A 13,834-nucleotide genomic window follows, 5' to 3' on the forward strand; every position below is an offset into this window, starting at 1 on the left:
GAAAATTATACCTCTTAAGGTATTGAATACCAGTAACAGCTAAAATGATATCCATCAGTCAAAACACCACAAATAATGGTTTCTTAAGAAGAATAGCCCTTAATCTGGTTTTAAATTAAAATATCTCTGCCTAAAACAAAAAAGCCTGTCTCCCAACGGGCAGGGCATCCCAATCTTCTTGATAAGGAAAAAGAAAGGCTTCTCATTGGATTATTTTCTAAAAAATCCTTTTTTCCCACGACTTGTCCATGAAACAATATTTTTGTAAATTAAGGTTATGGGATTGTACAATAAATACATACTTCCCAAAGCAATAGATTGGGCGTGCAGACAAAAGCCTATAAGAAAGCAAAGGGAAAAAATTATCCCTCTAGCCAATGGGAATGTTCTGGAAATTGGTATAGGTTCTGGCTTAAATCTACCGTTTTATGATAAAGTACATGTAAAACATCTTACTGCAATTGACCCCTACATAGAAATCTGGAATGAAAACAAATTTGATGTTAAAGGTTTACCATTTGACTTTAAATTTATTAAAACTTCAGCTGAAGATATTCCAATGGACAATAATAGTTTTGATTATGTTGTTATCACCTATACTTTGTGTTCAATTCCTGATACCACCAAAACATTTGAAGAAATTAAAAGGGTTCTTAAAGTTAATGGACAACTTCTTTTTTGTGAACATGGAAAAGCTCCTGATAAATCCGTCCAAAAATGGCAGAATTTCATCAATCCTATGTGGAAAAAGTTAGGAGGAGGATGTACTCTTAATAAAGACATCCCTAACATTATTGAGAATAATGGACTAAAAATCAATAAAATGGAAACCATGTATATTCCTGGATGGAAACCCGCAAGTTTCAATTATTGGGGTAGTGCTAAATTTTGAATAAAAACTTATACAAGTTATATAAAAACAAAAAAGCCTGTCTGCCGATGGGCAGGCCTCCCAATCTTCTTGATAAGGAAAAATAAAAGTTAACCGCTCCCCATTACTCTATTTATCTCAAGACTAATCTTCTTCTACACCACTTTACCAAAACTCTCCTGAGTTATTTTTAGCACTTAATTATAATTTACAGACATTTTCAGTATCTTTCTTCAATCAATAATATTGCTGCTCAATGATAAAATTCTTTAGAAAAATTAACCAAAATTTGCGTTCTCAAAATAGTTTCAGCAAATTTCCTCTTTATGCCATTGGGGAAATCTTACTGGTAGTCATTGGAGTTTTTATTCTGTTCAAACCAATTCAAGATAAATGGAGGCAATAAAAAAATTAAGCTTCCTGGACAAGAACCTTACAATTTGGATATTCTTGGCAATGGTTTTTGGTGTAGGTTTAGGGTATTTATTCCCATCCATTCCAAATGTTATAAATTCATTCAGTAAAGGTTCAACAAACATTCCTATAGCCATTGGTTTAATAATAATGATGTACCCACCTCTGGCAAAAGTCAATTATTCCTTACTGCCCAAAGTATTCAAAAACGTCAAGATTCTATCTATTTCTTTATTTCTAAACTGGGTAGTTGGTCCCATACTTATGTTTGTATTGGCGATTATATTTTTACGAGACTACCCTGAATATATGGTCGGTTTAATCTTGATTGGATTGGCACGATGTATTGCAATGGTATTGGTTTGGAACGATTTGGCTGAAGGAAGTGCAGAGTACGGTGCAGGATTGGTAGCTTTAAACAGTATCTTTCAGGTTTTTGCTTACAGCTTTTATGCGTGGCTGTTTATTACCAAATTACCCCCTTTGTTTGGCTTTGAAGGGGCTATAGTAGATATTTCAATTGCCACTATTGCTGAAAGTGTTGCTATTTACTTGGGGGTTCCTTTTTTGATGGGTATTTTGAGCAGGTTGATATTGGTAAAATTAAAAGATGAAGAATGGTATGCCAAAACGTTCATTCCTGCCATTTCACCTCTAACACTTATTGCATTATTGTTTACCATTGTGGTGATGTTCTCTTTAAAAGGTGAACTGATTGTTGAAATCCCAATGGATGTTTTGATTATTGCCATTCCTTTATTGGTTTACTTCACGATAATGTTCATAACAGGTTTCTTTTTTACGAAGGCTATGGGAAGTGAATATGATAAAACAGCATCCGTAGCTTTTACTGCAGCTGGAAATAATTTTGAACTGGCAATAGCTGTAGCCATTGCAGTATTTGGTCTCAATTCTGGACAAGCTTTTGCAGGGGTTATCGGACCTTTGGTTGAAGTACCAGCTTTGATATTATTGGTACGTGTAGCATTCTTTTTTAAAAAGAAGTACTATTAGTATTTATTACCGTTGGATTTTTTCATTCCTTAATCTGATTAAAATCAAATTTCATTGATGTGTTTCATTGTAATTTTACCATTATAAATATAACCTTCAATGAAAGCATTTGTTAGTTATGTTTTAAAAGACAGTAAGAGGCACAAACATTTGTCCGAGATTTTGAATATTGAGCAACTGCCATATTCTTTCTCTAATGCTCCGCCAGTTTCAGAGGTATCGGAATGTGCTGAGATTAAAAGCATAGCGCTCGCAAAAGGTCAACAATTAACTCTAGCACCTATTTTTAATGTTTGATGAATCCTTGGTTCAAAATATTAAAAAGGAGCTATTCAATCCCCTTCAAGCTCTCTTTCTCCAGCCTAATTCTATTCTGTACAAAATATGTATCTTTAAGAATCATTGCCAAACCATTATTCTCCATTCAACTATGAAAACTATAATTTTTTTATACTGCTTTCTCGTTTTTAACCTCGCATCCTTTTCCCAATCAAATACAGACTTGGGAGTAGCTGCAATTGGATTAGTAGTAAGCGACATTGAAATTTCAGAACACTTTTATAAAAATATTCTTGGCATGAAAGAAGCCGGAGAATTTAGTTTGGATGAGCAATGGAGCAATGATGCTGGTGCAGCAAATGGTAAACCTTTCTCCGTTAGGCAGTTCAAAATGAAAGATCTCTCATGTGCTACCGTATTGAAACTTGCGTATTTTGACAAGACAGAAAAACAAGCGGATGATAACGGTATTGATATCCATTCAGGTGTAAATTATATTACCCTTTTTTATAATGCTCAAGATTTTAAAGAAGTCATGGAGAGGATTAGTGAATCTGGTATTGAAAAAGTAGGTTGGGTTAAAAGAGAATCTTATCAACTTGTCTTTATTAAAGATCCTGATGGCATTTTCGTGGAAATAGTAGGACCCCCTGACAAATGACTCTTTATAGTGCTAAAAACCTGTATTGTTCATTTCTTAAAACCAAAGAGGAGCTAACCACTCCCCTTTTAACTTCTGCATTTCAAAGTTATCCCATTGAAGACAAAAAATGTTATCTTTAGGCTGTAATGGAATCATATCCCAAACGTTAGGTACTGGCCCAATATGGAAATTTATAATTGTTTCATTAATACGCTTTAAACTAATTCTAAATTTAAAATCATGAATGATATTCAGGTAAGTGCAAGACTAAAAATTAAACCAGGTAAAATGGAAGACTTTAAAAAACTAGCTAACTCCTGTGTGGAGTTGGTTAAACAAAAAGATAAAGGAACAATTCAATATGACTGGTTTTACAATTACCAAAAGTCCGAATGCATAGTTAAAGAACGATATGTAGATTCAGAAGCGGGTTTGGATCATATAGCTAATGTTGGTGAACTGTTGGGAGGATTGGTTGAGCTATCAACGATTTCTTTGGAAATCTATGGAAGTCCTTCTGATGATTTAAAAAATGCACTTGATGGATGGGATGTATCGTATTTTGATTTTGGGGTTGGGTTATAGAAAGAAAAATAAACCAGAGCCTAACAAGGTATATGAAGGTCAGCCCAGTAAAACCTGGTCACGCCGCATATATGGCCCGTCGTGCTTCATTATACCTTTGAAATGACTCTGGCTATTTTGGGAGTGTAGGGAATTGACTAATCAATTTTAGGTGCATACTTATCAAGACAATGCCCAGATTTAAAACTTCTTACCTCTATAATGGTGTTATGTTATGAATCATAAAAACAAGCAAAGAAATGATTTAAAAAAAGGAAGCTAACCACTCCCCTTTAACCTATTTATCCCCAAAAAGCTCCTTTCCACAAAATCTGTATCTTTAGGGGTAGGTCATAGCCAAACCGTTGTGCAGAACTAGGCAAAACTTTAACAAAAAATGAAAATGCAAAATAAATTAAATGCAGTTATTCTTAGTTTATTTTTTGTCCTGAACTGTAATAATGAAGTCACTCAAAAATTCAATTCCCAAGAGGAAAAAGAAACCCTAATAAAAAGAATAGAAGAATTTAATGCCGCTTTTATAGATGGCAATGTTGATAAATTAGAATCAATGATTACCGACAATTATTTACACACAAATAGCAGTTCAAAAGTAATTAGAAAAGATGATTGGTTGGCCTATTTAGTAAAAAGGAAGAATGAAATAGAAAGCGGTAAATTGATTGTTAAGAATTATAAAATGGATGAAACTGAGATAGAAATTTATGATGACATGGCAATTGTAACAGGTAAAATTTCATTTTCAACATCTAAATTAGATGAGCAAAAAGAACACGAAATAAGAATAACAAATATATGGATCAAAGATGAAGGTATTTGGAAAAGGGCTGGCTTCCATGATACCAGAATAAAATAAAAACCAAACATAACATTGTGTTTGATATCATAGTAGTTAAATGCCACTACATTTCATTAACTCACTGATAGAAGCAATGGATTCAATAATTACTAAAATCTAAATAACATGGGAAAATATTTATTGGGTGTACTGACAGTATTCACAATTATGTTCATCTTTGGATTCATTGATGAAAAAAATGATGTGTCGGATAAAGAATGGATTATTGCACCTAGATTTTTAAAGCTTCAAGATGGAATCACGAAGTAGGAAGCCAGGGAATGGGTGGAAAAAGAGTACCTTCCCCTATATAGAAAATACCCAGGATGGAATGTGACGTTTGGAGAACCATTAAGATCAGGTGGATGGGGCACAACCAATAATAATCTAAAAGAAAAAGCGGATTTTGTTCTAATATATTCCTTTGACAATAGGAATACAGCATCTCTTTATTTTCCAAATGACGGTCGGGCAAGTAAGCTTTTTGCCGATGACTTAACGAAACATATGTCTGTTGTTAACAATACATTTTTTGGAAAATATTTCGTCAGGGATGAATATCAAATTGAAGAATATTTAATGTTTGCCTCTTCAAAATAGTACAGCTTCTATCAAAAGATAACATGAATTAAAACGCATTTTATCCAAACCGTTGTAAAGAACTAGGCTACTTTAACAAAAAATATTAAATAATAATTTGCTAAAACTTATTCATTAGAAAGGGAAGCTAACCACTCCCCTTTAATCTATTTATCTCTTGACTAATCCTCCTCTCTACAACCTTCCCATAACTATCCTGAGTAGTCTGCAATTTACTATGACCTAAAAGCCTACTAACAACTTCCATTGGCACATTATTAAAAAGCAATACAGTGCTTGCAAAGGTCTTTCTGGCTATATGATGGGTCAAGAAACCCTAGACCGGTTACATCTGCAATCTCCTTTAAATACCCATTAAAATGAGCATTAGAGATACTTGGAAATACATATTCATTGGTATCATCCTCATACTTGTCCTTGACCTCCTTAGCTTTTGGTAATAGTGGAACTTTATGAATTCTTTTGGTTTTATTTCTATGCATATTAATCCATAGTTCACCGTCAAACTCCTTCTTAGGGGTTTCACCTTTGAATTGTTTATAGATGTCGTCAACTGTAAAATCACTACCCTTAACCTGTAAAAACAAAAAAGCCTGACTCAATTTTGTTTTAATCAGGCTCAATTGTGTGTTTATTAGTTCAGCATCAGGTTCCGGTGGTTCTACTAGTTGTTTCTTAGAATTCCAATTTTTAGGGTTTATGAAAATTCCAGTTGCAAAATGTTTCTTACGCTTACTTAATGTAAGCCTACAATTTATAGGGCATAAACCCTTTTTTATTCATTTTATGCCTGTTAAAAATATATAATGTGTTCAATTTCATGGTTTTAAGTTTTAATTAATGGGATACTTTTATATATGATGGGATACCTCGTGGGATACTTTTATTAAAGAAAACCCCCTATTCAAGCAATATTTAAATTATTTTTAATGGAAGTGATAAAACCTTTAATAACGTGCCAGAACCTATTCTTAAAATACTTGATATATTCTTTTTTGTATTTCACACCTTTATTATACTATTTAATGTACTTGGGTGGATTATACCAAGATGGCATTTGGCGAATCTTATTGTATTGTCACTCACTGCATTTTCATGGTTTATCCTTGGTATATGGTATGGCTGGGGGTATTGTATTTTTACGGACTGGCACTGGCAAGTACGTGAGATGCTTGGTTATGATGATATAAGCTCATCATATATACACTTTCTTATTTTAAAAATAATTCACGTGGATATATCTGTTTCAGTTGTTGATACTGGAACTGTCTTAATTTTTATATCCGCTTTTGTTATCAGCACCTATTTAAATATCAAAAAATGGAGGCAGAAATGAACATCCCCTTTAAAACAAAAAAGCCTGTCTGCCAGCGGGCAGGCATCCCAATCTTCTTAATAAGAATAAAGGAAAGCTTCTCATTGGTTTCGAACTAACTTGGGAAACAACATCTCACTTGTGGCGTGAACAGCACAACATCTTTGTGTTAAAAAAGCTTTAATTACTCAGAGCTTTCTTTTGCAATTTTTTCCGTCATACTGTAACTCAAACAATCAGTATATTATATACCATTTAAGAAATCAAAATCCACAATCTGTATTATCCCTCCAATACCTTAAATCGAATTAGGCCACATTTTATTTAATAAATAGAAAAGAATTATTACAAAAGTATAAAAGCCTAATCCTCTACCCAGAATGGAATGTTGGCATGTGCTGTATGATTATTACCATCTTCCACATAAACAAATAATCGATAAGCTCCTGATTTTGGCGGGGCTAAAAAGTTAACCGTATTATGCGTATTTACAGGAAATAATCCAGTGATAACATCTGGAATATACTCCGCATCTCCACCTGATTTATTTGATTCACTTTCTCTCATAATTTCCCAACTAAAAATTAATGTATCATTATCAGGGTCAGTAACTTCTACCTCAGCAGAGTACGTTGTTCCTGCTTTCAACCTAATGTTGTTTATCGCTCTTTGCCCTTCCAATGTAAAATCTACTAACCTTGGTGTGCGGTTTTCTGGCCATTCCCCTTTCCATGAATAATGCATAACATCAATCGATTCTGTCTCATTGCCATTAGGCATAAACATCCCAAACCAGGTAGGCGTTCTTTCTTGCTTTTGACCCCAGAGGAATACGAAAGAACCCATAACTTGTTGTGTTAAGGATAATATAGACTTTTGGTATCGCGAGCCGTAAAAATCGGCTTTAATCGAGCTATTATTCTCCAGAGGGGCTCCCCACTCCGTTTTACTCACTTCCCAGTAGCCTGTTGCTCCCCATTCTGTAACCAATAAAGGACCTTTATAATTTGACTTTGCAATTAGCTCTGGAAGTACCTCAATTCCTGCGTATAACTGAACACTCAAAAAATCTAAATCCGGGGCTCTTTTAATTATCAAATCAACATCCTTCTTATCCATTCCTGCCAAAGGTGTAGTAGTTATATGATATGGATCTACTTCATGAATCATTTCAGATATCTCATTCACTGCATCCCAAACCTTAGGATTTTGTGAATGGTGATTCATTTCATTTCCAACTCCCCATACTATCAAGGCAGGATGATCTTTCAACTCTATAACACGTTTGCGAATTCTTTCCAATTGTTCCTGTACTGCCTTTTCGTCGTTATAATCAAATCCATGTCGTTCTAAGCCAACCCAAATTCCCATCATCACCTTCAAGCCAAGTTCATGAGCCTTGTCTAATACGTCTTTCCCATTATTAGTACTCCATGTTCTAACTGCATTGGCGCCATGTTCTTTTAAGGATTCAAGACTGCCATTATCTCCGAGACCCGCGCCCTTAATATAAAAAGGAATTCCATTTAAAAAAATATGAAATCCCCTATCTGTAAGACGAACTTCAGATTTAGTTATGTTAATGCCAGATTTCTTTATATTCTGAGAATTGCACCTACATAAAAAGCAAAAAAGAACAAAAATGATGAAATAACGACATTTATAAACTAAATACCTCATTATTAGAGTTTTAATTGATTATAACAATAGAGCAATTATATTTAATATAAGAATTCCAATACTTTTTGAAATTCTAATTATGAGTTTTAATAATTTCAATAAATATAGTCTTAAAAAATCAAAATAGAATTTTGTGTTATTTAGTGCCGATCTTGGTAAAGAAATAAACTTTGATAATTCATTTTGAAAAATCCTCGATAAACAAAAAAGCCTGTCTGCCAGCGGGCAGGCATCCCAATATTCTTAATAAGAAAAAAGGAAAGCCTCTCATTGGAATTAAAATTTGTTAAATCTCAAAAATTAACTGAAAATGAAATTCCTGAATATTTTATTTTTTTTATTAGTCCTACAGCTCCATTTTTCAACTGGATTTCAGCCTTTTTCTTATGCTTTCCAGCTGCAATGAATAAAGGAATACTAGCTAAGGCGGTAGCCCCACCTAAATAGGACAACCATAGACCATCGGTAACATCCTCACTATCTGGTCCAATAGTAAATGCAGAAGAATTCCATACAATCCCTCCTACAACCATGGCCACACCACCTCCTAAAGTTATCCAAGCAGCGGTTTTATTTGATCTCATTTTACTAAAATGATAATCATAAACCTCCTGGGGAGACTGCTTGGTTTTATCTTCTAAAACTTGAGATTGGACTGTCAAAGCAAAACTGAAAAATACCACAAATGATAGGATTACATGTTTCATAACTAGAATTTAAAAATAGGACTAAACAAATAAAAAAGAACTTACGTTTTTAGAAAAACATAAACCCTGATATATTTTAAAAATACACAAAAATTATCAATTACGATAGTCAAACCATTTTTCTATAAATTTTAAATCCTATATCTGGTTAGTATTTTTTAGAAAGAAAATGCTCACCATGTATAAAAACAAAAAAGCATCCCAATCTTCTTAATAAGAAAAAAGAAAAGCTTCTCATTGGATTACCAAATTACTCTGGTATAACTACTTCCTAGATTGCTCTTGAACAACACAACTTTTCTAAGTGCCAAATAATGCCCTAATCTCTTAAGGTGTTTTTACGTTTGGTCTAAATTAATATCAAATTGCGTATCAACATAATTTATAAATTAAGCAAAAATACCCGTTAACCACTATAAACCAAATATTTATAGAAATTATTTATATTCGATTCTGTATTTTTCTTACATTTATAGGCGTCCTTTACTACTTTACTTAAAACCTTATTGTAAGAATAAAATATTGGGATTGTTCAAGATAATTGCATTCTCTTATGAAGCATTACTTCTATATAAGTGTTTTGTGTATACAGTTATGCTTTTCTCAAAAAGAAGCCAACATCTGGTATTTTGGGTCTCAAGCGGGCTTGGATTTTAATAGTGGCAACCCTGTCGTTTTAACAGATGGTCAAAATAATCCAAATAATTTTTTTGGCACTGCTTCAATAGCAGATTCAAATGGAAATTTATTGTTTTATTGCGATGGCCCAACAGTGTGGAATAAGAACCATCAAGTAATGCAAAACGGAACTAATCTTGATGACATTGCTGATTATTTAAGTTTAGTGAACCCTTTAATTGTACCAAAACCTGGTAATTCTAACATTTATTATTTATTTACATCTGGAGACGATGATGGATTAAGATATTCTGAAATTGATATGTCTCTTGATGGTGGTTTGGGTGCTGTTACATCTTCAAAGCGAATTAGTGTTTTGCCTTTTACTGGCGGATCTATAAGTGCAACCTTTCATAGTAATGGCAAAGATATTTGGGTAGTTACGCATGGTGGCCCATATTTTTATTCTGTTTTGGTCACAGATAATGGTGTTAATATGGTTCCAACTATTAGTCAACCTATAACCAATTTATCATCTTTAGGTAGGGGTAGTATAAAATTAGCTCCCAACGGGAAAAAATTAATTGCCAATGTGGTGGATTTTAATGAAGCGACCTTATTGGAGTTTAACAATACTAATGGTACTTTAAACAATCCTATCAATTTAATATCAAACCAATTTATATATAGTGGAGAATTTTCTTCGTCTTCAAATTTTATTTACATAGCAACAGAAGAAACAATTTTTCAATTTAATCTTAATACTGCTGATATTATAGGTTCAAAACATCAATTAACGAATACTCAAAAAACACACTTTTTACAGTTAGGACCTGATAATAAGATTTACTGTTCAGCTGTTGATTATTGGGATAGTTTAGATATAGATTTATATTTAAGTGTAATAAATGATCCCAATAAATCTGGATTGGCGTCTAATTACATTGGTAATTCAATTTATCTAAATGGTAAAAAAGCTGGTCACTTCCCTCAATTTATCCAATCGTATTTTAATATAGGCATTCAAACAGAAAATGTGTGTTTGGGTGAACCTACCCAATTTCTTTTCAATAGTTCACATACTTATGATAGTTTTTTTTGGGACTTTGGTGATGGAACCACCTCTAGTGAAGATACTCCCCAACATACCTATATAAGCCCTGGTGATTATACAGTAACGTTAACTGTAACATCAGGTTTACAGACAGCTAGTGATTCAAAGACCATTACCATTTTTGAAACTCCTGTTACATACCGACCACAAGATTTGGTTGGTTGTGATGATGATAACGATGGGATATCCGTTTTTGATTTAACTTCCCAAAGCTCTACTATTTTGAATGGTCAAGACACCACATTGTTTGAGGTTTCCTATTATGCCACCATAGAGGATTATAATGCCAATATTACCATAGCTAATCCTGTAAATTATTCCAATACAACCTCTTTTGGTGTTGAAACTATTATTGCAAGTGTTAAAAACCGAAATAATTATCAATGCGAAAATAGCACAAGTTTTACTATTCAAGTATTTGAATTACCAAATCCCAGCCAAAACATTTCTACATATTCTTTATGCGACAATACCAGTTTTGGTAGTGATACAGATGGCCTGATTATGATGGATCTAACCCAAAAAGAGACAGAGATCTTAAACGGGGTAACAGCATTGAATTTTGAGTTCTCCTATTTTACAGATGCTGCCATGAAAAACCAGATTGTCGATCCAACCAATTATCAAAACACCAACTCTTCAGAAACCATCCATATTATGGTTTCAAATAAAAATAATGCAGTTTGCTCGGGAACCACTTCTTTTAAATTGGTAGTCCACAACCTACCAACGGTAACTCACTCTGTGGAACTTAAACAATGTGATGATGACCTAGATGGGTTTAGTGCCTTTAACCTGAGTGAAGCTAATGCTGAAATCAGTGCTAACTATATGAATGAGTTTATTACCTTTTATGAAGATCAGGCTGACACTGACTCAGGCATCAATGCCATTAACAATATCAGCATGTATATCAATCAAGTAGTAAGCATAGATGTTGTTTATGCCCGTGTGGAAAACAGTAATGGCTGCTTTAGAACCGCCAAAGTCATTTTGATTGTGTCCACCACTCAGATCCCCATTGATTTTGTTAGAAAATTTTATGCCTGTGACCATGCCGAGGATGGTGTATCTTCTTTTGATTTTAGCTCTGTGAACTCGGACATTGAATCCTTGTTCCCATCGGGGCAAGATTTGGCGATCAATTATTATCAAAACCTGTCAAATGCTTTGGCAGAGACAGATCCAATTGCTGATATTTCTGATTACAGAAACATTGACTATCCATATATGCAACAAATCTATGTGAGGGTGGACAGCAAAGTTGATAATGACTGTATCGGTCTAGGGGCCCATATTAATTTATATGTGGAGCCTCTGCCTGAATTCACCATAGAATCACCACAAATAGTTTGTTCCTCAGACCCAACATTTACTTTAGTCCTTGATCCTATTGAAAGTAATTTCCTAGAATTTTTTAACTATGAATGGGTTTATGAAGATGGCACTATTCTATCCAACGCCCCTACATTAACCGTATCTACCCCTGGAACATATTCTGTTAATTTAACAAGAACAGTAGGCACCAATTGTTCTAGGACAAAAGAAGTTGTTGTGAACGCTTCAGAATTGGCCAAAATTACATCAGACAATGTTACTATTGTTGATGTTTCTAACAACAATACCGTTACCATTAATACATCCAATCTGGGACTGGGTAATTATGAGTTTACTTTGGACAATGAGTTTTCATCTTATCAGGACGAACCTGTATTTGAAAATGTAAGCTCTGGAATACATACTTTGTTTGTAAGAGATAAAAAAGGTTGCGGCACCAGTTCTATTGATATTTCAATTATAGGATTTCCCAAGTTTTTTACCCCTAATGGAGATGGGAATAATGATACATGGCAAATTAAAGGTGTCAATGGTCAGTTTCAAACTGGGAGTGATATCTTTATTTATGATCGCTATGGCAAACTTTTAAAACAACTGACAACAACTTCAAATGGGTGGGATGGAACTTTTAAAGGCACTTTGCTCTCCTCAGATGATTATTGGTTTAGTGTGTATTTACAAGATGGAAGAGAATTTAAAGGCCATTTCACTTTAAAGCGATGATTTTTATACATCTCAAAACAAAAAAGCCTGTCTGCCAGCGGGCAGGCATCCCAATCTTCTTAATAAGAAAAAAGGAAAGCCTCTACTAGTAGTTAAGTAATTTAATTTACATGATAAATGTCATTCTTAAAGACTATGTTATATAATACTTTAGCCTTTAAAAGACATACTATGCAATCAAAGTTATTATTATTCCTGGGGATTATTTTATTAGTAGTTGGTATTCTTCTTAAAAAAATGACACAGCTGGAAGTCATTGGATTAGCTTTCATTATTACTGGTGTTACATGTAAGTTAATTTACATCATTTTAAAAGCGAGAAATGGGGAATATAAACCAGGAACAGAGCTTTTTATTTTAGTTGTTGGACTATTATTGTTTTTTATTGGCCTGTACCTGAAGGGGGTAGAACAAAACCTGATTAAACCAATCTATTTAATTGTTTTGGGAATAACTCTAAAAATAATTTTTATCATCAAATTTATTCAGATTATCCGATCAAATAAGAATAGGGTATTGTCATCAAACAAAACGCCCTAAAACAAAAAAGCCTGTCTGCCAGCGGGCAGGCATCCCGATTTTCTTAGTAAGAAAAAAGGAAAGCTTCTCATTGGATTGCCTAAGTTTATTAGGCTTTCACTACGTTATCCCTATTTGGGATAAACAACACAACATCTTAGTTGCGGTCTGGACGGGACTTTATTAAGAATAATAATAGCCCTAGAATAAAGCTAAAAAGACATCATCTCAACTTCGTTAATCTTCCAAAATTTATTAGTGAATTCTATAGCTTCTTTTTCGTCAAAATTCTTACATGTATATATTATGAGTGATAAAAATTTTGAAGGTGACCAGACGTAGAGAGAAATTCCTGAATCAATTAATGGCACAAATGCATCATACCCTTGATTCCCTTTTTTCCCATCAAAACTTGAGGGAGAAAAAATAATAGGATCTCCATAGATTCTTAAATAAAGATGATGGGTTATTTCATTAAAATATCTTTTAATAACTGACTCATTTACTTCAATAGAATAGAATCCTTCTATCAGCAATCTTTGTCTTTTTATATCTGGTGCTAAATTTTTCATTTTT

Annotated in this window: 13 protein-coding genes; 9 read left to right on the forward strand and 4 right to left on the reverse strand. The window is 33.5% G+C overall.

Annotated features, from left to right (window positions below):
• Positions 1-277: 277 nt before the first annotated feature.
• The 6 genes from MR054_RS02680 to MR054_RS02705 all read left to right on the forward strand — a co-directional run bounded on the left by MR054_RS02680 (position 278) and on the right by MR054_RS02705 (position 5,244).
• Positions 278-892 (forward strand): class I SAM-dependent methyltransferase, encoded by a 615-nt coding sequence (locus MR054_RS02680; protein WP_242155938.1) that lies wholly within the window; start codon positions 278-280, stop codon positions 890-892.
• Between the two features lie 372 nt (positions 893-1,264).
• The gene (arsB, locus tag MR054_RS02685) at positions 1,265-2,299 is read left to right on the forward strand and encodes an ACR3 family arsenite efflux transporter (protein WP_242155940.1); all 1,035 of its coding nucleotides are present in this window, start codon (positions 1,265-1,267) and stop codon (positions 2,297-2,299) included.
• 502 nt (positions 2,300-2,801) lie between these two features.
• On the forward strand, positions 2,802-3,239 hold the full coding sequence (locus MR054_RS02690; protein ID WP_242155942.1) for a VOC family protein: 438 nt from the start codon (positions 2,802-2,804) through the stop codon (positions 3,237-3,239).
• 222 nt (positions 3,240-3,461) lie between these two features.
• Positions 3,462-3,806, forward strand: coding sequence for a putative quinol monooxygenase (locus tag MR054_RS02695; RefSeq protein ID WP_242155943.1), 345 nt, complete (start codon positions 3,462-3,464; stop codon positions 3,804-3,806).
• Positions 3,807-4,188: 382 nt separating this feature from the next.
• On the forward strand, positions 4,189-4,662 hold the full coding sequence (locus tag MR054_RS02700; RefSeq protein ID WP_242155945.1) for a nuclear transport factor 2 family protein: 474 nt from the start codon (positions 4,189-4,191) through the stop codon (positions 4,660-4,662).
• Between the two features lie 315 nt (positions 4,663-4,977).
• Positions 4,978-5,244 (forward strand): hypothetical protein, encoded by a 267-nt coding sequence (locus tag MR054_RS02705; RefSeq protein ID WP_242155947.1) that lies wholly within the window; start codon positions 4,978-4,980, stop codon positions 5,242-5,244.
• 257 nt (positions 5,245-5,501) lie between these two features.
• Here the strand turns inward: MR054_RS02705 and MR054_RS02710 are convergent, their stop codons facing one another.
• Positions 5,502-6,023, reverse strand: a complete 522-nt coding sequence (locus MR054_RS02710; RefSeq protein ID WP_338081508.1) for a hypothetical protein — start codon at positions 6,021-6,023, stop codon at positions 5,502-5,504.
• 176 nt (positions 6,024-6,199) lie between these two features.
• Here MR054_RS02710 and MR054_RS02715 point away from each other — a divergent pair, with 176 nt between their 5' ends.
• Complete coding sequence (locus MR054_RS02715) at positions 6,200-6,580, forward strand: DUF2784 family protein (protein ID WP_242155950.1); 381 nt, start codon at positions 6,200-6,202, stop codon at positions 6,578-6,580.
• Between the two features lie 342 nt (positions 6,581-6,922).
• Here MR054_RS02715 and MR054_RS02720 read toward each other — a convergent pair whose 3' ends face one another.
• Both MR054_RS02720 and MR054_RS02725 read right to left on the reverse strand, forming a co-directional pair.
• Positions 6,923-8,239 (reverse strand): glycoside hydrolase family 2 TIM barrel-domain containing protein, encoded by a 1,317-nt coding sequence (locus tag MR054_RS02720; RefSeq protein WP_242155952.1) that lies wholly within the window; start codon positions 8,237-8,239, stop codon positions 6,923-6,925.
• Between the two features lie 293 nt (positions 8,240-8,532).
• The gene (locus MR054_RS02725) at positions 8,533-8,946 is read right to left on the reverse strand and encodes a hypothetical protein (protein WP_242155954.1); all 414 of its coding nucleotides are present in this window, start codon (positions 8,944-8,946) and stop codon (positions 8,533-8,535) included.
• 553 nt (positions 8,947-9,499) lie between these two features.
• Between MR054_RS02725 and MR054_RS16685 the strand changes: the two genes are divergently transcribed.
• Together MR054_RS16685 and MR054_RS02740 are read left to right on the forward strand one after the other, a co-directional pair.
• A complete protein-coding gene (locus MR054_RS16685) occupies positions 9,500-12,739 on the forward strand; it encodes a T9SS type B sorting domain-containing protein (protein WP_276520136.1) in 3,240 nt (1,079 codons plus the stop codon).
• A gap of 117 nt (positions 12,740-12,856) precedes the next feature.
• Positions 12,857-13,279, forward strand: coding sequence for a hypothetical protein (locus MR054_RS02740; RefSeq protein WP_242155956.1), 423 nt, complete (start codon positions 12,857-12,859; stop codon positions 13,277-13,279).
• Between the two features lie 191 nt (positions 13,280-13,470).
• Here the strand turns inward: MR054_RS02740 and MR054_RS02745 are convergent, their stop codons facing one another.
• A complete protein-coding gene (locus tag MR054_RS02745) occupies positions 13,471-13,830 on the reverse strand; it encodes an S-adenosylmethionine decarboxylase (RefSeq protein ID WP_242155957.1) in 360 nt (119 codons plus the stop codon).
• Positions 13,831-13,834 lie beyond the last annotated feature (4 nt).

This window comes from Aestuariivivens sediminis, from assembly GCF_022662105.1.
In the GTDB taxonomy this organism is placed as follows: domain Bacteria; phylum Bacteroidota; class Bacteroidia; order Flavobacteriales; family Flavobacteriaceae; genus Aestuariivivens; species Aestuariivivens sediminis.

Bases quoted from the DNA above. Each gene is read 5' to 3' on its own strand.
- MR054_RS02680 (WP_242155938.1), top strand. From the start codon at position 278: ATGGGATTGTACAATAAATACATACTTCCCAAAGCAATAGATTGGGCG.
- arsB (WP_242155940.1), top strand. From the start codon at position 1,265: ATGGAGGCAATAAAAAAATTAAGCTTCCTGGACAAGAACCTTACAATT.
- MR054_RS02695 (WP_242155943.1), top strand. From the start codon at position 3,462: ATGAATGATATTCAGGTAAGTGCAAGACTAAAAATTAAACCAGGTAAA.
- MR054_RS02700 (WP_242155945.1), top strand. From the start codon at position 4,189: ATGCAAAATAAATTAAATGCAGTTATTCTTAGTTTATTTTTTGTCCTG.
- MR054_RS02720 (WP_242155952.1), bottom strand. From the start codon at position 8,239: ATGAGGTATTTAGTTTATAAATGTCGTTATTTCATCATTTTTGTTCTT.
- MR054_RS02725 (WP_242155954.1), bottom strand. From the start codon at position 8,946: ATGAAACATGTAATCCTATCATTTGTGGTATTTTTCAGTTTTGCTTTG.
- MR054_RS16685 (WP_276520136.1), top strand. From the start codon at position 9,500: ATGAAGCATTACTTCTATATAAGTGTTTTGTGTATACAGTTATGCTTT.
- MR054_RS02740 (WP_242155956.1), top strand. From the start codon at position 12,857: ATGTCATTCTTAAAGACTATGTTATATAATACTTTAGCCTTTAAAAGA.
- MR054_RS02745 (WP_242155957.1), bottom strand. From the start codon at position 13,830: ATGAAAAATTTAGCACCAGATATAAAAAGACAAAGATTGCTGATAGAA.